Here is a 17,919-nt window from a genome sequence, read left to right as displayed (position 1 = left end):
ATGTTGAACCTTCGATTAACGGCAGTAATTTTCATCTGATGCTTTTGTGCAACTTGTTCCGTATCGGATCTGTGTCTGCAAGCCGGCATCTTCATGACGAAAACGCGGCGGGAACCTGTTTGTTCCCCTTCGCACCTACCAAATAAGGCCATCGACGCCGCGCCAGAGCATGTCGAGCGCGATCAGGGTTAACAGCCATTTGAGGCCGATGCGGAAGATGTCTTCAGGCAGCCTGCCGAGGATTGCCAGCCCCGTCCTGGTGCCGGCCAGCCCGGTGACGATCATGGCCGCGACGAGCGGCAGCCAGTCCGAGAATACGAAGCCGGCGAAACCGAAGGCGATGATCTTCAGGAGATGCTGGATCGTCATGACGGCGGCAAGCGACGCCACCAGCGTCTTGCGATCGTCGAAGGACTTGTCGAAGGCGGCCGCGTTCAACGGCCCGGTTGCCCCGAAAAACATGCTGGCGAAGGTGGTGACGGCTCCGGTCGCGGCGAAACCCGGCAGGTTCATCGCCCGCATTTTTGAAAACTTGATCCAGGTGACGAGGATGATGAACGTCCCGAGCGCCAGTTCGAGCACGGCTTCGGGGAGCGCCACGACGACGCGGCTACCCAGACCCGCGCCGACGAGCCCACCGACCAGAAAGGCGCCGATCTGCGGCCAGGCGATGTCCGCGCGCTGCATGACGGCCCGCCCGGCATTGGAGCCGAGCTGCACGGCGCCGTGGACGGGGATCAATGCCGCCACCGGCATGTAGAAGCTCAGTACCGCAAGCATGGTCACCCCGCCGCCGATGCCGAACGTGGCGGTCAGCGCGGAGGTGAAGAAACTGACGATGACGAGAACGGCTGCTGCCGCCGGATGAAGGTCGGGCGGCAGGAGCGTTTGAAGCATGGGATCAGGCAGCCTTGCCGCTGTTAGTATACTGTCCGTGCTGACGGTAGCGCACGAGGTAGGACGGCAGGACCGACTGCAGGATCACGGGCGTGATGCCGATGCCCTTCAGCGTCCGGCCTTCCGCCTCGGCTTCCGGGGAAACGAGATTGTCGCTCTTCAGGAGCGTCACCTGGTCGGGGGTGAGTGGCGGTGCGATGAACGGGATCATCGAGGCGATGCTGCCGATCATCGATGCAATGCCGAAGGGGATGGAAACGAGCGGACGCTTGCGGAAGATGACCGCCAGCGTGGTTTCCAGACACTGCTTGAAGGTCAGTACCTGCGGACCGCCGAGCTCGTAGATCTTGCCCTTGGCGACCTTGCCGTCGACGGAGCGGGCGACGGCTTCTGCCACGTCTTCCACATAGACCGGCTGGAACTTCGTCTTGCCGCCGCCGATCAGCGGCAGGAAGGGCATGAAGCGGGCCATGTTGGCGAACTTGTTGAAGAAGTCGTCTTCCGGGCCGAACACGATCGACGGGCGCAGGATGACGGCGTCCGGCTTGATCGACAGAACGGCAGCCTCCGCCTTGCCCTTGGTGCTGGCATAGGTGGATTCAGCTGATGCGTCGGCGCCGATCGCCGAGATGTGGGTCAGGCTGGCATTGGCATTGCGAGCGGCTTCCGCCACGGCCCTGGCGCCGAATTCCTGGACGGCATCAAAAGTCTGGCGGCCGCTTTCGAACAGGATGCCGACGCAGTTGACGACATGGTCCGCACCCGCGACGGCGGCATCGATCGAGGCGCGGTAGCGCAGGTTCGCCTGCACGAAGGAAATCTGCCCGACATTGCCGGCGGGCTGCAGGAACCAGGCGAGATCCGGGCGGCGGACCGCGACGCGGATCCGGTAGCCGCGCTTGGCAAGCGCGCGCACCACATGGCGTCCCACGAAACCGGACCCTCCGAACACGGTGACGAGTGGAGGAAGGTTGGCAAGAGTCATGGCATGCTCCTCGGCAATGAATAGGCGTCTTTCAGTGAGCTCATTTCGTCTCTAGCCGAATTGGCATTCGAGGTGAAGTGCCAACTCGCCGCATGGAAAGCGCTTTTGCAGTCTTTTGTTGCAATTGCGAAGCCTGCTCGCTGCTCAGACGCCCTCGACCAGCATCAGTTCTCCATCCGCGTATTTCTGGCGGATCTTGATGGCTTCCTGGTATTCGGGCGAGTTGTAGCAGTCACGCGCCGCCTGCAGCGACGGAAACTCGATGATGACGTTGCGGGCGCGCGGCTTGCCTTCGCACTCGATCACTTCTCCGCCACGGGCCAGGAAATTCGCGCCGAAGCGCTCGAACGCCGGCTTCGCGGCAGCTACATACTGCTTGTAGTTTTCGGGGTCCCGCACATCCATGTGAGCGATCCAGTATCCCTTGGCCATCGTTCTCTCCCTGTCTGGTTTTGTTGCTGTCGATGTCAGTTGTTCGCCGGCCAGAGCGCGGCATGCATCTCGTCGAGGATCGCCCGCGCCGCGGCCTTCGGGTCGTCCGACTTCACGATTGGCCGCGCGACGACCAGGTGGCTCGAGCCGGCGTGAATGGCTTCGCCCGGCGTCATCACCCGCTTCTGGTCGCCCTTGTCGGCGCCGGCGGGGCGAATGCCCGGCGTGACCACGGCCATGTCGGGGCCGAGGATGCCGCGGACGGCGGTCGCTTCTCCGGCCGAGCAGACGATGCCGCCCATGCCGGCCGCGCGCGCCTGTTCCGCCCGTCTGGCGACGAGGCTCTTCGCGTCCGTCGCATAGCCGGCGTCGGCAAGATCGCCGTCATCCATGGAGGTCAGTACGGTGACACCGAGCAGGCAGAGCCCGGAGCCCTTCGCGGCTTCGACGGCGGCCTTCATCGCCTTCGGATAGGCATGCAGCGTCAGCATGCTCATGCCCATCTTGGCGATGTTCTCGACCCCGTGCGCCACGGTGTTGTCGATGTCGAGGAGCTTCATGTCGAGGAAGATCTTCTTGCCGCTTTCGGCAAGTTCGCGGGCAAATTCGAGCCCGCCGGCGAACACCAGCTGATAGCCGATCTTGTAGAAGGAAATGTCGTCGCCGATCTGCGAGACGATCTTCTCCGCCTCCGCAACGGTTGGAACATCCAGCCCGACGATCAGCCTGTCGCGTGCACTCATCATTCGATCCCTCGTCCGATTTCAGCCGGCTCCAAGTCGCACGGGACGCCGTCGAGGGCAAGGGAAAATGTGGCTTGTAAGGGGAGGGATCAGGCCTTGCGGTAGATCCAGAGCTGCGCCGGCGGAATGTTGCGGACGATGAAGTCGAAATGCTGGATCTGGTAGCGGTCGGGACAGGCGATGACCGGCGACACCGGGCCATAGGTGATCTGAACGACCGGGCGGCCGGGCGGAATGCGGGTGAGAAGGCTCTCAAGGAAGCTGACGCGGGCGTGCATCGGAAAATAGAGGAGCGGCACGGCGGAAATCACGCAGTCGAAGATGAGGTCCTTCTTCTCGCCGAGCGTCCGGTCGAGATCGAAGGCGTCACCATGGATGAAGTTGACGCCCTGGAACTGCTCGACGAGATGCCGGTAGAAATCCGAGGAATACTCGATCGCATAGAGGTCTTCCGGCTTCACGCCCTTTTCGAGGATCGCCTTGGTGATGACGCCCGTTCCGGGGCCGAGTTCCAGGACCGGCAGGCCGGAGCCGGTATTGACGACGCTTGCCATCTTGCGGGCGGTGACGGAGGAGGTCGGGACAATCGCGCCCACCTGCTTCGGCCCCTGCATCATGCCTTTGAAGAAGCGGATCTCCGCATCGAATTTCTTCTCCAGCTTTTGCTTCAGGCGGATCGCCATGGCGTCCTCTCCTCTTCCCGTCGTTATCGTTACAAAAAATGTCGCAGTCTGATTTATATAAGCGTCATCGTCAGTTTTGCAGCAAATTTGCGCTGCCTGTTTCTTCGTGCCTGAATTGCCGGGAATTGCGGCTTTAGCGAGACCGAGGCAGCGTCAAACGCGCATCGGCATCAGGACGTACAGCGCGTCGTCGCCGGCGGTGTCGCGAATGAGCGTCGGCGAGCCGGCGTCGGCGAACAGGAAGATCGCCTCGGAGCCGGACAGTTGGCCAGTAATGTCGAGCAGATACTTGGCATTGAAGCCGATCTCGAGCGGGTCGTTCTCGTAGCCGGCTGCGATTTCGTCGGTCGCGCTGCCGGAGTCCGGATTGTTGACGGTCAGGAGAAGCTGGCCGTCGGAGAGCGACAGCTTCACCGCCCGGCCGCGCTCGGACGAGATTGTCGACACGCGGTCGACCGCCTGCGCGAAGGTCTGGCAATCGACGGTCATTTCCTTGTCGTTGCCGGTCGGGATCACGCGCTGGTAATCCGGGAAGGTGCCGTCGATCAGCTTCGACGTCATGATGATCGAGCCGATGGTCAGGCGGATCTTCGCATCCGACACTTCGACGGTGACGACGACGTCGGGATTGTCGACGAGCTTCTGCAGTTCGCCAACCGTCTTGCGCGGGATGATGATGCCGGGCATGCCTTCCGAGCCGGACGGCGCATCGACGTCGGCGCGGGCGAGACGGTGACCGTCGGTCGCTACCGCGCGCAGCTTCAGGTCGCTGCCGGCTTCGACCGTATGGAAGAAGATGCCGTTGAGATAATAGCGGGTCTCTTCCGTCGAAATGGCGAACTGCGTGCGGTCGATCAGCATCTTCAGGTCGTTCGCCTTCAGTCGGAAGGTGTGGCTGAACGTGCCGGCGGTCAGGTCCGGGAAGTCCGACTGCGGCAGGCACTGCAGCGAGAACTTCGAGCGGCCCGAGGCAACCGTCATCGCCGTGCCGTCCGTGTTGGTGGCGAGCAGCACTTCGGCCCCGTCCGGCAGCTTGCGGACGATGTCGTAGAGCAGGTGGGCGGGAACCGTGGTCGCACCGGCCTGTTCGATATTGGCCGGCGTCGCCTCGGTGATCTCGAGGTCGAGGTCGGTCGCCTTCATTTCCAGGCTGGCGCCGTCGGCCTTCAGCAGCACGTTCGACAGGATCGGTATCGTATTGCGGCGCTCGACCACGCGATGCACGTGGTTCAGCGATTTCAAGAGATTGGACCGCTCGATCGTAATACGCATTGTGACTCTGCCGCTTTCGATAGGACCATCCGGACGGATGGCGGTATTTCCATGGACTGTGCCGGGACCGGGCCGGCGGGCGTGGAGGCGCAAAATGGCAGATGTTACCGTTGCATTGCAAGGGCTTTGTCGTCGCGCAGCCTGTCTTATCCCCGGAGCTTGCGGGCTGAGCGGCCTTGCCGCATAACGGTCCGACGCACCGCGGCGCCGAGTGTGGCCTCGGTATGGGTAAAGTACGGAATGAATGTCGATGAATGAAAGTCCCGCCGAAGGCCTTCGTGGCTACCGTCTGAACAATGTCGTGGTGCCGGCGCGCCCGCTGGAGCCGGCGCTTTATCTGGTGGCGACCCCGATCGGCAATCTCGGCGACATTACCCTTCGGGCGCTGGAAACGCTCGCCGGCGCCGATGTGCTCGCCTGCGAGGACACCCGCGTCAGCCGCGTGCTGCTCGACCGCTTCGGCATTCGCGGCCGCCCTTACGCCTATCACGAGCACAATGCCGCCGAGGCCGGGCCGAAGCTCCTGCAGGCGCTGGAGGAGGGGCGCTCGGTCGCGCTCGTCTCCGACGCCGGAACCCCGCTCGTCTCCGATCCGGGCTACCGGCTGGCGCTGCAGGCGATCGAGGCGGGCTACCGTGTCGTCCCCATTCCGGGCGCCTCCGCGCCTTTGGCAGCACTTCTCGGTTCCGGCCTGCCGAACGACGCCTTCCTGTTTGCCGGTTTCCTGCCGTCGAAGGATAAGGCCAGGCGCGACCGTCTTGCCGAGCTCGCCGCCGTGCCGGCGACGTTGATCTTCTTTGAATCGCCGCACCGGATTGCCCCCACGCTCACTGCCGCGTCCGATGTGCTTGGAGCCCGCCCGGCCGCCGTCTGCCGCGAACTGACCAAGACGTTCGAGGAATTCCGCCGCGGCTCGCTTGCCGATCTCGCCGCGCAATATGAAGGGCAAACCGTCAAGGGCGAGATCGTGCTCGTCATCGGTCCGCCGGAAGAGGCCGCGCCACCCGAGGCCGCCGACGTCGACAATATACTGAGAGAGCTCGCAAGCGCGCTGCCGGCCGGCAAGGCCGCTTCCGAGGCGGCAAAGCGCACCGGCCTGCCGCGCAAGGAGCTCTACGACCGCCTGATGGCGCTGAAGGGGTGACGCGATGGCCGACGGCGACGGCAGCTCCCGCAAGCGTAGCGCCTATCGCCGCGGCCTCCTGTCGGAATATATCGCCGCCGTCTTTCTGATGTTCAGGGGCTACCGCATTCTTTCGGTTCGCTATCGAACGAAGGTCGGAGAGATCGACATCATTGCCCGCCGGGGCGATCTTGTCGCCTTCGTCGAGGTGAAGGCGCGGGCCGGAGAGAACGCTGCCATCGACGCGGTCGGTTATTCCACCCAGCGCCGCATCCGGTCCGCCAGCGAGATCTGGCTTTCCCGCCAGCCGGATTACGCCCGGCTTTCCTGGCGATACGACATTGTCGCCGTCGTTCCCTGGCATTTGCCGCGCCATTTGCGCGACGCATTCTGACGGTTCCGGTGCCCGCGTCGCGCCGTCATGAAACTGTCATCCGATTGTCACCTGCCGTTCATTCGATGTGGCTAGAGAACCGAAAGTAAAGCGAAACCGTCCGGTCGCTGAACGAACGTCAAAGTGAAAATTCAAGCTTGACGGCCCACCCAACGTCTTTAATGTCTCAACTCTTCTGAGGAGGAGAGGAACACCATGATAAAGAAAATCGCTTTTGCCGCCCTGGCGCTCAGCCTGACGGCCTCCACATCCTATGCCAAGACGCAGATCACCTGGTGGCATGCCATGGGTGGCGAGAATGGCAAGAAACTCGAAGAAATCGTCGCGAACTACAACAAGTCGCAGGACAACTTTGAAGTTATCCCGACCTACAAGGGCTCGTATCCCGAAACGATGACCGCCGCGATCGCCGCTTTCCGTGCCAAGCAGCAGCCCGATATCGTGCAGGTCTTCGAAGTCGGCACCGCGACGATGATGGCGGCCAAGGGCGCCGTCTACCCGGTCTACAAGCTGATGGCCGACACCGGCACCGAATTCGACCCGAAGGGCTTCATCTCGGCCGTCGTCGGCTACTACTCCGATACCGACGGCAACATGCTGTCCATGCCGTTCAACTCGTCCACCCCGGTCCTTTACTACAACAAGGACGTCTTCAAGAAGGCCGGCCTCGATCCGGAAACTCCGCCGAAGACCTGGGAAGACATGGAAGCCTATTCCAAGAAGATCATGGAATCCGGCGCGGCCAAGTGCGGTTTCACCACCGGCTGGATCTCCTGGGTTCAGCTTGAGAACTTTTCCGCCTGGCACAACCTGCAGATCGGCACGAACCAGAACGGTTTCGGCTCGGTCGACTCGCAGCTGACCTTCAATGGCCCCACGCAGGCGCGCCACTGGGCGAACCTGAAGAAGTGGCAGGACGAAGGCCTCTTCCAGTACGGCGGCCCGGTCGGTGGCGATGACGCTCCGCCGAAGTTCTATTCGCAGGAATGCGCCATGTACATGAACTCGTCGGCAGCCCGCGCAGCCGTCGTCAACAACGCCAAGGACTTCGAAGTCGGCGTCGGCATGTTGCCGTACTACTCCGACGTCCAGGGCGCTCCGCAGAACTCCATCATCGGCGGCGCAACGCTGTGGGTGCTGCAGGGCCACGACCAGGAAGAATACAAGGGCGTGGCGGACTTCTTCCACTACCTGTCCTCGCCGGAAGTCCAGTCCGACTGGCACCAGTTCTCCGGCTACCTGCCGATCACCCAGGCTGCTTATGACTACACCAAGAAGCAGGGCTTCTATGACAAGAACCCCGGCGCCGAAGTGGCTCTCAAGCAGATCACGCTGAATGAGCCGACCGAAAACTCCAAGGGTCTGCGTTTCGGCAACTACGTTCAGGTTCGCACCATCATCGACGAAGAATTCGAAGCTCTGCTGTCCGGTCAGAAGGACGCCCAGGCTGCTCTCGACTCCGTCGTTGAGCGTGGCAACAAGCTCATTGCCGATTTTGCCGCGACGAACCAGTAATACCGGTTCATTGACGTCAATCTGAACGAATGGCAGGGCCTGCGGCGGATGTCCTATCCTCCGCAGGCCCTTCATCCCATGCAATACCTGACCGTCGGACGCCCATCATGCAGACCAAGCGCACGATATTCGGCAACAAGATACTGCCGTACTGGCTTTTGCTTCCGCAACTTGCCATCACTCTGATCTTCTTCATCTGGCCGGCCGCTCAGGCAATCCGCCAATCGTTCCTGCGTGAGGATCCGTTCGGCCTCAGTACGGCATTCGTGGGCCTGCAGAACTACAAGGCCCTGTTTGCCGATCCGAATTATCTGAATTCTCTCAAGGTGACGCTCGTCTTTTCCGTCAGCGTGGCCGCCTCGTCGATCATCCTGGCGCTGATCCTGGCGCTGGCCGCCGACGGGCGCCTGCGCAGCCGCAATGCCTATACCACGCTGCTCGTCTGGCCTTACGCGGTCGCACCCGCCGTCGGCGGCATCCTGTGGTGGTTCATGTTCAATCCGACGATCGGGATCGCACCCTATCTGCTGCAGGGGCTCGGTTATCAGTGGAACCACCGCCTCTCCGGCGTCGACGGCATGATCCTTGTCGTGCTTGCGGCGAGCTGGAAGCAGATTTCCTACAATTTCCTGTTCTTCCTCGCTGGCCTCCAGTCCATCCCGCAATCGCTGAAAGAGGCGGCTGCCATCGACGGCGCCGGTCCGGTCAAGCGCTTCTTCACCGTGGTCTTCCCGCTCCTGTCGCCGACGACCTTCTTCCTGATCGTCGTCAACGTCGTCTACACCATGTTCGATACCTTCGCCGTCATCCACGCCACCACCAAGGGCGGCCCGGCGCAGGCCACCAACATCCTCGTCTACAAGGTGTTCAACGACGGCTTCATCGGCCTCAACATGGGCTCGTCCGCAGCCCAGTCGGTCGTGCTCATGGGCATCGTCATCCTTCTGACCTTCATCCAGTTCCGCTTCGTCGAGCGGCGCGTACAGTACTGAGGAGAGAGCGGATGGTTGAAAACAGACCCGGTCTCAAGATCCTGTCGCACATCGTGCTCCTGATCGGCGTGGCCACCGTCGCCCTGCCGGTCTATATCGCCTTCATCGCGTCGACGCATGGACCGACCGACTTCCTGTCCGGGCTGATCCCGCTGACGCCAGGGGGCCATGGGTGGGAAAATTACAAGACCATGCTGACCAGCGGCATGGCATCTTCGGGCGCGCCGCCCGTCGGCCCCATGATGGTCAACAGCCTGGTCATGGCGCTGTCGATCGCCATCGGCAAGATTGCCATTTCCATCCTGTCGGCCTTCGCCATCGTCTATTTCCGCTTTCCCTTCCGGCAGTTCTGCTTCTGGATCATTTTCATCACCCTCATGCTGCCGGTCGAGGTTCGCATCGTGCCGACCTTCCAGGTCATCGCCAGCCTGCACCTGCTGGACAGCTATGCCGGTCTGTCGATCCCGCTGATTGCCTCGGCGACTGCGACCTTTCTGTTCCGCCAGTTCTTCCTGACGGTGCCGGACGAACTGCTCGAGGCGGCCCGCATCGACGGCGCCGGTCCGATGAAATTCTTCAGGGATATCCTCGTGCCGCTGTCGCGCACGAACATGGCGGCGCTCTTCGTCATCCTCTTCATCTATGGCTGGAACCAGTATCTCTGGCCGCTGATGGTGACGACCGATCCCCGCTATTACACCATCGTCATGGGCATCAAGCGCATGGCCGACGTCGCCGACGCAGAGCCGCAGTGGAACCTTGTCATGGCGACGGCCATGCTCGCCATGTTGCCGCCGGTCCTCGTGGTCGTCTTTATGCAGAGGCTCTTCGTAAAAGGCCTCGTGGAAACGGAGAAGTAACAATGGCGTCTATCGAAATCGACAAGGTCGGAAAGGTTTATACCGGCGGCGTTCAGGCCGTGGATAACGTTTCGATCTCGATCGCCGATGGCGAATTCATCGTGCTGGTCGGTCCGTCGGGCTGCGGCAAGTCCACGCTTCTGCGCATGGTCGCCGGGCTGGAGACGATTTCCAGCGGCACCGTCAGCATCGGCGGCAAGGTCGTCAACCGCATGGAGCCGGCCGAACGCGACATCGCCATGGTGTTCCAGAACTATGCGCTCTATCCGCATATGAGCGTCTACCAGAACCTGGCCTATGGTCTGAAGAACCGTGGCACACCGAAGGCCGAGATCGACGCGCGCGTCGCCGAAGCGGCCCGCATGCTGCAGCTGGAGCCTTATCTCGACCGCAAGCCGCGCGCCTTGTCCGGCGGCCAGCGCCAGCGCGTCGCCATGGGCCGCGCCATCGTGCGCAAGCCGGCGGCCTTCCTCTTCGATGAGCCGCTGTCGAACCTCGACGCCAAGCTGCGTGTCTCCATGCGCGGCGAGATCAAGCAGCTGCAGCGCCGCCTCGGCACGACGTCGATCTACGTCACCCACGATCAGCTCGAAGCCATGACGCTGGCCGATCGCCTCGTAGTGCTGAATGGCGGCCGTATCGAGCAGATCGGCACGCCGCTCGACGTCTATCACAATCCGGCCTCCACCTTCGTCGCGAGCTTCATCGGCTCGCCGGCGATGAACCTCGCCAAGGCATCCGTCGACGGCAACCAGCTGTCGATCGGCTCGGCCGTGATCGACCTTGAGGGCCGCTCGCTTCCGTCCGGTCCGTTGACCGTCGGCATGCGCGCCGAGGACATGAAGGTCTCCGAGGGCGGTGTGATCCGCATGAAGGTTTCCTACGTCGAGGAGCTCGGTTCGCAGCGCCTCGTCCACGGCATGGTCGGCGACGAAATGCTGAGCGCCGCCGTGCCGGCGCAAACCCCGATCGGCGACGATGTCGCCTTTTCGATCGTTCCCGAGCGGCTGCATTTCTTCGAGACCTCTTCGGGCCGGCGCATTGTGGCGGCGGGTGCCTGAGCGGCATGCGCTAAGCGACCCGCTCGCTAAAATTTTAACGAGCGGGTGAACCGGGACGAAACCCCCTGCATGCTAGGCCTTTTCGGCACAAACAGCATGTGGGGGATACCATGCCTTTGAAATTCATTGCCGCCGCCGTCGTTCTGGCGATCAAAGTACGCAACCGCTCTAACGAGTCGGCGCGAAGCCCTGTCGTCGCGAGCGGGCTCGACGCATTCGAGATGAAGCCGGCGCCCATCAATCCGGACTGGATCATCGAGGGAAATCCGGAAGCGCGTTGCGGCTTCCAGCCCGAGTCGGAAAACCGTGCCGTCATGACCGCCGTGTGGGATTGCACCGCCGGCACGTTCCGATGGAACTTCAGCTGGGAAGAGACCGTCCTGATCCTCGAAGGGGAAGTCGAGGTCACGGCTGAAGACGGAACTGTCACCGTCTTGCGCAAGGGTGATGTCGGCTATTTCGCCAGTGGTACCTGGGCGACCTGGCGGGTCGAAAACTATGTCAGGAAGGTTGCGGTCCTGCCCAAGCCACGCTCGATGCTCATTGCGGCCATGACGCGGCTCGCAAGCCCCCGGGCGTCCCGCGCCGGCGCGCAATGGGCTGCCTGATCAGGCTGGCTCTTCGACCGCAAATCGCAGCCTGCGGCCCGTTGCCATTCGGGCCGCCTCACCCTAAATGAGGATGGCCTTTCAAACGGGGAGTTCTCATGGCGGCGATCAAGAATGTAGCGGTCCAGATGGATCATGTGTCCGGCATCAACATCGCCGGCGATTCCACCTTCGCCATGAGCCTTGAAGCGCAATCGCGCGGCTACAAGCTTTTCCATTATACGCCGAACAAGCTGAGTCTCCGCGACGGCAAGGTCTATGCCACCGTCGAGCCGATGGAACTGCGCGACGTCAAGGGCGACCATTTCACGCTCGGCGCGCCGGAGCGCATCGATCTGTCGACCATGGACGTCGTCCTGCTGCGCCAGGATCCGCCCTTCGACATGGCCTATATCACTTCGACCCATCTGCTCGAACGCATTCATCCCAAGACGCTGGTCGTCAACGATCCGGCATGGGTGCGCAATTCGCCGGAGAAGATCTTCGTCACCGAATTCGCCGACCTGATGCCGCAGACGCTGATCACCCGCGATTTCGCCGAGATCGCCCGCTTCCGCGACGAGATGGGCGATATCATCCTGAAGCCGCTCTACGGCAATGGCGGCGCTGGGGTCTTCCACTCCTCGCGCGACGATCGCAACTTCACCTCGCTTCTCGAAATGTTCGACCAGATGTTCCGCGAGCCCTTCATCGCCCAGCAGTATCTGCCGGCCGTGCGCAAGGGCGACAAGCGCATCATCCTCGTCGACGGCGAGTTCGCCGGCGCGATCAACCGCGTTCCGGCCGAAACCGACAGCCGCTCCAACATGCATGTCGGCGGCCGCGCCGAGGCGACCGAACTGACGGCGCGCGAGAAGGAAATCTGGGAGCGCATCGGCCCGTCGCTGAAGGAGCGCGGCTTCCTGCTCGTCGGCATAGATGTGATCGGTGACTACATGACCGAGATCAACGTGACGTCCCCGACCGGCATCCGCGAGGTGAAGAAGTTCGGCGGCGCCGATATCGCCTCGCTTCTCTGGGATGCGATCGAACGCAAACGGACCTGATCGCGGGTTCCTTGAACCGCAGTGGACCCCACCTGTTCTCGGGCTGCAACCTGATGCAACCGTAGAGCTATCCTTGCGTGCATTTGTTCTGTTAATGTTCTTGTCTTGTCCGATCTGATATGCAACACTGCCTCCGGTAGCTCATGAAGAGCCCGGCAGGCGATGGTTGTGCCTGCCGCTTCCATGATGGAGGGGACAGGCATGGTCGCTCGCGTCAGTACGGTCGCATTCCAGGGCATCGAGGGCGTGCCCGTCGATGTTCAGGTCATGGTCGCCCCCGGCAAGGTGGGAATCCAGATCGTCGGTCTGCCGGACAAGGCGGTGGCCGAAAGCCGCGAACGGGTGCAGGCCGCCCTGCATGCCTCCGGCCTGTCGCTGCCGGGCAAACGCGTCACGGTCAATCTCGCACCGGCGGACCTGCCGAAGGAAGGCTCCCACTTCGACCTTCCGATTGCGCTCGGATTGATGGCCGCTCTGGGCGCCATTCCGGCCGATGCGCTCGGCGGCTATGTGGTGCTCGGCGAACTCAATCTCGACGGCACGATTGCCGCTGTCGCCGGTGCGCTGCCGGCCGCGATCGGCGCCAATGCGCTCGGCAAGGGGCTGATCTGCCCGGCCGAAAGCGGCCCGGAGGCCGCCTGGGCCGGTGCCGATATCGACATTCTCGCACCCCGCAGCCTGATCGCGCTCGCCAATCATTTCCGCGGAACGCAGGTCCTCTCACGTCCGAAAGCGGCGATCCGCGCCAATCCCGCCAACCTGCCGGATCTGGTCGAGATCAAGGGGCAGGAAAGCGCCAAGCGGGCGCTCGAAGTGGCCGCGGCCGGAGGGCATAATCTGCTGATGGTTGGCCCGCCCGGTTCTGGGAAATCGATGCTGGCGTCGCGCCTGCCGTCCATCCTGCCACCGCTGTCGGCCGGCGAACTGCTCGACGTTTCCATGGTCCATTCGATTGCCGGACAGCTCTCCGGCGGCAAGCTCTCCGACCGCCGGCCGTATCGCACGCCGCACCACTCGGCGACCATGGCCGCGCTCGTCGGCGGCGGGTTGAGGGCGAAGCCGGGGGAGGCGTCGCTTGCCCATCACGGCGTTCTCTTTCTCGACGAACTGCCGGAATTCTCGCCGCAGGCGCTTGATGCACTGCGCCAGCCTCTCGAAACCGGCGAATGCATCATCGCCCGGGCCAATCACCGGGTCTCCTATCCGGCCGAGTTCCAGCTCGTCGCCGCCATGAATCCCTGCCGCTGCGGCATGGCCGGCGAGCCGGGGCATTCCTGCGCCCGCGGTCCGCGTTGCGCCGCCGATTATCAGGCCCGCATTTCCGGGCCGCTGCTCGACCGTATCGATATCCGCATCGACGTGCCCGCCGTCTCCGCCATCGATCTCATCCAGCCTGTCGCCGCGGAGGCGAGTGCCGATGTCGCCAGGCGCGTGGCCCGCGCTCGCGCTTTGCAGCGCGACCGCTTTGCCGAGCTCGGCGAGGCGCGGTTGCGCATCAATGCGCGCGCCTCCACCGCGCTTGTCGAAAAGATCGCCAATCCGGATCCCGGTGGCCTGCAGCTCCTGCGCGACGCCGCAGAGAAGATGAAGTTTTCCGCGCGTGGCTATCATCGTGTCCTGAAGGTGGCGCGCACGCTCGCCGATCTCGACGGCGTGGAAACCGTCGGCCGCATTCATCTCGCCGAGGCGATCTCCTATCGCATTGCTGGAGAGAGGCTCACGGCAGCGGCTTGACCGTGTCGATCGCGCGACAAACAGAAACGCGGGAGGATTTCTCCTCCCGCGTTACAAATGGCAGCGAGTGTGCCGTGTCGGCTCAGCCGCCGAGGCCGTCGAACAGAGCCGTCGACAGGTAGCGCTCGGCAAAGGACGGGATGATGACGACGATCGTCTTGCCGGCGTTTTCCTCGCGTTGGCCGACCTTGATCGCCGCCGTCAGTGCCGCGCCGGACGAAATGCCGACCGGAAGGCCTTCGAGGCGGGCAACCTCGCGGGCAAGCGAGAAGGCTTCGTCATTCGTGACCGTGACGATCTCGTCATAGACATGCGTGTCGAGGATCGGCGGCGCGAAGCCGGCGCCGATGCCCTGGATCTTGTGCGGACCCGGATTACCGCCGGAAAGCACCGGGCTGTCGGCCGGCTCGACGGCCACGACCTTGACGCCCGGCTTCTTGGATTTAAGCACCTGGCCGACGCCTGTGATCGTGCCGCCCGTACCGATGCCGGCAACGAAGATGTCGACCGAACCGTCGGTATCGTTCCAGATTTCCTCGGCCGTCGTCTTGCGGTGGATTTCGGGGTTGGCCGGGTTTTCGAACTGCTGCGGGATCACGGCGCCCTCGGTCGAGGCGGCCAGTTCCTCGGCCTTGGCGATCGCGCCCTTCATGCCCTTCGGGCCTTCGGTTAGCACCAGTTCGGCGCCGAGCAGCGCCAGCATCTTGCGGCGCTCCACCGACATGGTTTCCGGCATGGTGAGGATCAGCTTGTAGCCCTTGGCGGCGGCGGCAAAGGCCAGTGCGATGCCGGTATTGCCGGAGGTCGGTTCGACGAGCGTCGTCTTGCCGGGGGCGATCTTGCCTTCTGCTTCCATGCTCTCGATCATGGCGACGCCGATGCGGTCCTTGACGGAGGAGATCGGGTTGAAGAATTCGAGCTTGGCGAGAAGATTGGCTTTCACGCCCTTGGCCTCGGCCAGCTTGTCGAGACGCACGATGGGCGTGTCGCCGATCGTGTCGATGATCGAATTGTAGATCCGGCCGCGGCCGGGCTTGCGTGCATCTGCCATGGTGCTCTCCCTTGATTGGTTGTGAGCCAAGATAGGGTGCCGCCGCCGGAATTGCCAGCGACCGCAGAGCCGCCGAAGGTTCAGACGGAGAATGCAATTTCGATTTTCGACCCGCTGCGGGAATGTCGTTTCATGTTCCGGCAAATGCCACGGTGACAAGAAATCCCTTGCCGGCAAAATCGCAATCACGCTTCATTCGGCCATTCAACCCGCCGCAGGAACACAGCCCATGCCGGATCTCGCCCATATCGCAGGCTTTGCCCTTATTGCGCTCGGCATGGTGCTGACGCCGGGTCCGAACATGATCTACCTGATCTCACGGTCGATCTGCCAGGGACCGGTTGCCGGGCTGATCTCGCTTGGCGGCGTGGCGCTCGGTTTCGTCTTCTACATGCTCTCGGCCGCCCTCGGCATCACAGTTCTGGTCATGGCGGTGCCGCTCGCCTATGACGCCCTGCGTCTGGCGGGCGCCCTCTACCTTCTCTATCTCGCCTGGAATGCGGTCAGGCCCGGCGGGCACTCGCCCTTCGCCGTCCGGCAGCTGCCGAAGGACAGCCCGAGGAAGCTGTTTCTCATGGGGCTTTTCACCAACCTGCTGAACCCGAAGGCGGCCGTGCTCTACCTTTCCCTGCTGCCACAGTTCATCGACCCGGCAAAAGGTCAGGTCCTGCTGCAGTCGCTGGTCTTCGGCAGCACGCAGATCGCTGTCAGCGTCACGGTAAACGCCATCATCGCAGTCACGGCCGGCTCGATCGCGCTATTCCTCGCCCGTCGTCCCTTCTGGGCGAGCGTGCAGCGCTGGCTGATGGCAACGGTTCTGGCGGGGCTTGCCGCCCGCATGGCGCTGGAAGGGCGGCGCTAAGGTCTCAGTTCGCCCGAACGGCGATCATCGCCGCGGCCCCGGCAATGAAGCTTGCCGCCACGCGGTTCAGCACCTTGAGCTGCTTCGGCTTCTGCAACAGGCCGCGGGCGCGGGCCGCGAGCAGCACATAGCCGCCGAGCACGAGCGTCAGCACGGTCGCGGTCGCGCCGACGAGTTCCAGGAAGCCTGTGGCGTTGACGCTTGAGACATCGATCAGCGTCGGCACCAGCGCGACATAGAAGAGCATCGGCTTCGGATTACCGAGCGTGGTGAAGAGGCCGGAGAAGAGCGGCATCCATATGCCGGTCTTCTTCTCCGCCGTCACCTCTCGCGGCAGGATGCCGGCGGTCCAGATCTTCCACGCCACATAGGCGAGATAGACCGCGCCGAGATACTTGATCACCATGAAGGCCGTCGAGAAGGTCTCGGCGATATAGGCGAGCCCGGCAATGACGGCGCTCAGGAACACGAGGTCGCCGAGCATCATGCCGATCGCCATCGGAAAGGTGGCGCGAAAGCCGGAGCCCAGCGCACGGGCAATCAGCGCGGTCACGCCGGGGCCAGGAATGAGCGCGGCCACGAAAAGCGCGCCGGTATAGGTCAGCAAAGCTGCGAACGTCATCAAGCACCTTCCATCTGCAGCCAGCGTCATACGCCTGTGTATCTTTGGCGGCAAGCCGCGGGAAAAGTCCTTGCAATGCACCGCGTCGCAGCGCCGCCTCAATGACAGTCGTCGATCGTTCGCATCACAGTTTCGCCGGCAAGATGCATGGCCAGCATGTCCATCTGGGCACCCGTTCCATGCAGTCGCGAGGCCGTCATCTCGCCCATGTCCTGATCGGAGAAATAGGAGGTCGTTTCCGCAAACCGCATCTTCGTCCCGCCATCGCGACCCTCGAACACGATGTCGGCGAGCGAGACGGAATAGAGCGCGCCGTCGATGAAGAGGTCGTAGCTGTAGACGAGGCGGCTCTCAGCCTCGACATGATGGAATTTCGCTTCGAAGCGGGTGACCGTGCCGCTCGGCCAGCGCACTTCCAGCACCTCGCGTCCGCCGGTGCGGCAGTCGAGCACGCGTTCCACTTCCGATCCGTCGGTCGGACCGGCGAACCACTGCGCCTTCTGGTCCTTCTGCGAGAAGGCGGCGAACACCCTCGCCGGCGACTGGCCGAACATCCTGTCGATGGTGATTGCGCTCATCCTGTCTGAAATCTTGGTCATGGTGTCCGGCTTCCTCAGTCCTGTTTCTTGTCCAGAAATGCTGCAAGATTGTCGAATTGCGCCTGCCAGAAGCGCTCGCGGTCGCTGATCCAAGTCTTCAACTGGGCCATGCCGGCGGGGTCGATGGCGCAGCGGCGAGTGCGCCCTTCCTTGCTGGTCTTGATCGCTCCGGCCCTTTCCAGCACCTGCACATGCTGCACGATCGCAGCCAGCGACATGCCGAAAGGCTCTGCGAGCTCACTGACGGAGCGCGGCGAAACGCTCAGCCGCTCGATCATGGCAAGCCGCGTCGGATCGGCAAGGGCGGCCATCAGGGTGGCGAGTCTGGGATCATAGTTAAGCATGGACTTAACTATATCGGTAGCAATTCAAAAGTAAAGTCATGACTTAACTTTCAGCGTGAAATCGGAAATCCGGTCGCGATCCAGCCGAACTGTGGC

Annotated in this window: 20 protein-coding genes; 10 read left to right on the top strand and 10 right to left on the bottom strand. The window is 62.8% G+C overall.

Translation table 11 applies throughout. From position 1 onward, the window contains the following. Nucleotides 1-135: 135 nt before the first annotated feature. The 6 genes from ACU5AY_RS15385 to dnaN form a co-directional block, all read right to left on the bottom strand. Nucleotides 136-897 carry a sulfite exporter TauE/SafE family protein gene (locus ACU5AY_RS15385; RefSeq protein WP_446826851.1) on the bottom strand — a complete coding sequence of 254 codons (762 nt, stop codon included), beginning with the start codon at nt 895-897 and terminating at the stop codon, nt 136-138. Between the two features lie 4 nt (nt 898-901). Continuing rightward, nucleotides 902-1,882 (bottom strand): complex I NDUFA9 subunit family protein, encoded by a 981-nt coding sequence (locus ACU5AY_RS15380; RefSeq protein ID WP_446825561.1) that lies wholly within the window; start codon nt 1,880-1,882, stop codon nt 902-904. Nucleotides 1,883-2,026: 144 nt separating this feature from the next. Continuing rightward, nucleotides 2,027-2,314 carry a DUF1330 domain-containing protein gene (locus ACU5AY_RS15375; protein WP_446825560.1) on the bottom strand — a complete coding sequence of 96 codons (288 nt, stop codon included), beginning with the start codon at nt 2,312-2,314 and terminating at the stop codon, nt 2,027-2,029. Nucleotides 2,315-2,349: 35 nt separating this feature from the next. Then, entirely contained in the window at nt 2,350-3,057 is a 708-nt protein-coding gene (gene pyrF / locus ACU5AY_RS15370) for an orotidine-5'-phosphate decarboxylase (protein ID WP_446829030.1), read from the bottom strand. Between the two features lie 89 nt (nt 3,058-3,146). After that, nucleotides 3,147-3,740, bottom strand: a complete 594-nt coding sequence (pmtA, locus tag ACU5AY_RS15365) for a phospholipid N-methyltransferase PmtA (protein WP_446826850.1) — start codon at nt 3,738-3,740, stop codon at nt 3,147-3,149. A 153-nt stretch (nt 3,741-3,893) separates the two neighbouring features. Next, the gene (gene dnaN / locus ACU5AY_RS15360) at nt 3,894-5,012 is read right to left on the bottom strand and encodes a DNA polymerase III subunit beta (RefSeq protein ID WP_446825558.1); all 1,119 of its coding nucleotides are present in this window, start codon (nt 5,010-5,012) and stop codon (nt 3,894-3,896) included. Nucleotides 5,013-5,262: 250 nt separating this feature from the next. Here dnaN and rsmI point away from each other — a divergent pair, with 250 nt between their 5' ends. The 9 genes from rsmI (at nt 5,263) to ACU5AY_RS15315 (ending at nt 14,345) form a co-directional block, all read left to right on the top strand. Further along, on the top strand, nt 5,263-6,156 hold the full coding sequence (gene rsmI, locus ACU5AY_RS15355; RefSeq protein ID WP_446826849.1) for a 16S rRNA (cytidine(1402)-2'-O)-methyltransferase: 894 nt from the start codon (nt 5,263-5,265) through the stop codon (nt 6,154-6,156). Between the two features lie 4 nt (nt 6,157-6,160). Further along, on the top strand, nt 6,161-6,529 hold the full coding sequence (locus ACU5AY_RS15350) for a YraN family protein (protein ID WP_446826848.1): 369 nt from the start codon (nt 6,161-6,163) through the stop codon (nt 6,527-6,529). A 195-nt stretch (nt 6,530-6,724) separates the two neighbouring features. Next, nucleotides 6,725-8,044: a sn-glycerol-3-phosphate ABC transporter substrate-binding protein UgpB gene (gene ugpB, locus ACU5AY_RS15345; RefSeq protein WP_446826847.1), complete on the top strand. Its 1,320-nt coding sequence runs from the start codon at nt 6,725-6,727 to the stop codon at nt 8,042-8,044. Nucleotides 8,045-8,151: 107 nt separating this feature from the next. Beyond that, nucleotides 8,152-9,036 (top strand): sn-glycerol-3-phosphate ABC transporter permease UgpA, encoded by an 885-nt coding sequence (ugpA, locus tag ACU5AY_RS15340; RefSeq protein WP_446825554.1) that lies wholly within the window; start codon nt 8,152-8,154, stop codon nt 9,034-9,036. Between the two features lie 11 nt (nt 9,037-9,047). Then, nucleotides 9,048-9,896, top strand: coding sequence for a sn-glycerol-3-phosphate ABC transporter permease UgpE (ugpE, locus tag ACU5AY_RS15335; protein WP_446826846.1), 849 nt, complete (start codon nt 9,048-9,050; stop codon nt 9,894-9,896). 2 nt (nt 9,897-9,898) lie between these two features. Next, complete coding sequence (locus ACU5AY_RS15330; RefSeq protein WP_446826845.1) at nt 9,899-10,957, top strand: sn-glycerol-3-phosphate import ATP-binding protein UgpC; 1,059 nt, start codon at nt 9,899-9,901, stop codon at nt 10,955-10,957. Nucleotides 10,958-11,067: 110 nt separating this feature from the next. Continuing rightward, nucleotides 11,068-11,565, top strand: coding sequence for a cupin domain-containing protein (locus tag ACU5AY_RS15325; protein WP_446826844.1), 498 nt, complete (start codon nt 11,068-11,070; stop codon nt 11,563-11,565). Nucleotides 11,566-11,663: 98 nt separating this feature from the next. Continuing rightward, nucleotides 11,664-12,611 (top strand): glutathione synthase, encoded by a 948-nt coding sequence (gene gshB / locus ACU5AY_RS15320; RefSeq protein ID WP_446826843.1) that lies wholly within the window; start codon nt 11,664-11,666, stop codon nt 12,609-12,611. Nucleotides 12,612-12,812: 201 nt separating this feature from the next. After that, nucleotides 12,813-14,345 carry a YifB family Mg chelatase-like AAA ATPase gene (locus ACU5AY_RS15315; RefSeq protein WP_446826842.1) on the top strand — a complete coding sequence of 511 codons (1,533 nt, stop codon included), beginning with the start codon at nt 12,813-12,815 and terminating at the stop codon, nt 14,343-14,345. Between the two features lie 82 nt (nt 14,346-14,427). On the opposite strand, the gene cysK is transcribed toward ACU5AY_RS15315, so the two are convergent. After that, nucleotides 14,428-15,396 (bottom strand): cysteine synthase A, encoded by a 969-nt coding sequence (gene cysK / locus ACU5AY_RS15310; RefSeq protein WP_446826841.1) that lies wholly within the window; start codon nt 15,394-15,396, stop codon nt 14,428-14,430. Between the two features lie 229 nt (nt 15,397-15,625). On the opposite strand from cysK, the gene ACU5AY_RS15305 reads away from it, so the two are divergent. Next, nucleotides 15,626-16,258, top strand: a complete 633-nt coding sequence (locus tag ACU5AY_RS15305; protein WP_446826840.1) for a LysE family translocator — start codon at nt 15,626-15,628, stop codon at nt 16,256-16,258. 4 nt (nt 16,259-16,262) lie between these two features. On the opposite strand, the gene ACU5AY_RS15300 is transcribed toward ACU5AY_RS15305, so the two are convergent. The 3 genes from ACU5AY_RS15300 to ACU5AY_RS15290 form a co-directional block, all read right to left on the bottom strand. Next, nucleotides 16,263-16,880: a LysE family translocator gene (locus tag ACU5AY_RS15300; RefSeq protein WP_446825546.1), complete on the bottom strand. Its 618-nt coding sequence runs from the start codon at nt 16,878-16,880 to the stop codon at nt 16,263-16,265. 98 nt (nt 16,881-16,978) lie between these two features. After that, nucleotides 16,979-17,479: an SRPBCC domain-containing protein gene (locus tag ACU5AY_RS15295; protein WP_446826839.1), complete on the bottom strand. Its 501-nt coding sequence runs from the start codon at nt 17,477-17,479 to the stop codon at nt 16,979-16,981. Nucleotides 17,480-17,493: 14 nt separating this feature from the next. After that, on the bottom strand, nt 17,494-17,823 hold the full coding sequence (locus ACU5AY_RS15290; protein ID WP_446826838.1) for an ArsR/SmtB family transcription factor: 330 nt from the start codon (nt 17,821-17,823) through the stop codon (nt 17,494-17,496). Between the last annotated feature and the right edge of the window lie 96 nt (nt 17,824-17,919).

The organism is Rhizobium sp. PAMB 3174, assembly GCF_052908375.1.
The sequence above is the reverse complement of the archived record's forward strand: the minus strand, read 5'-3'. Positions and strand labels throughout refer to the sequence as shown.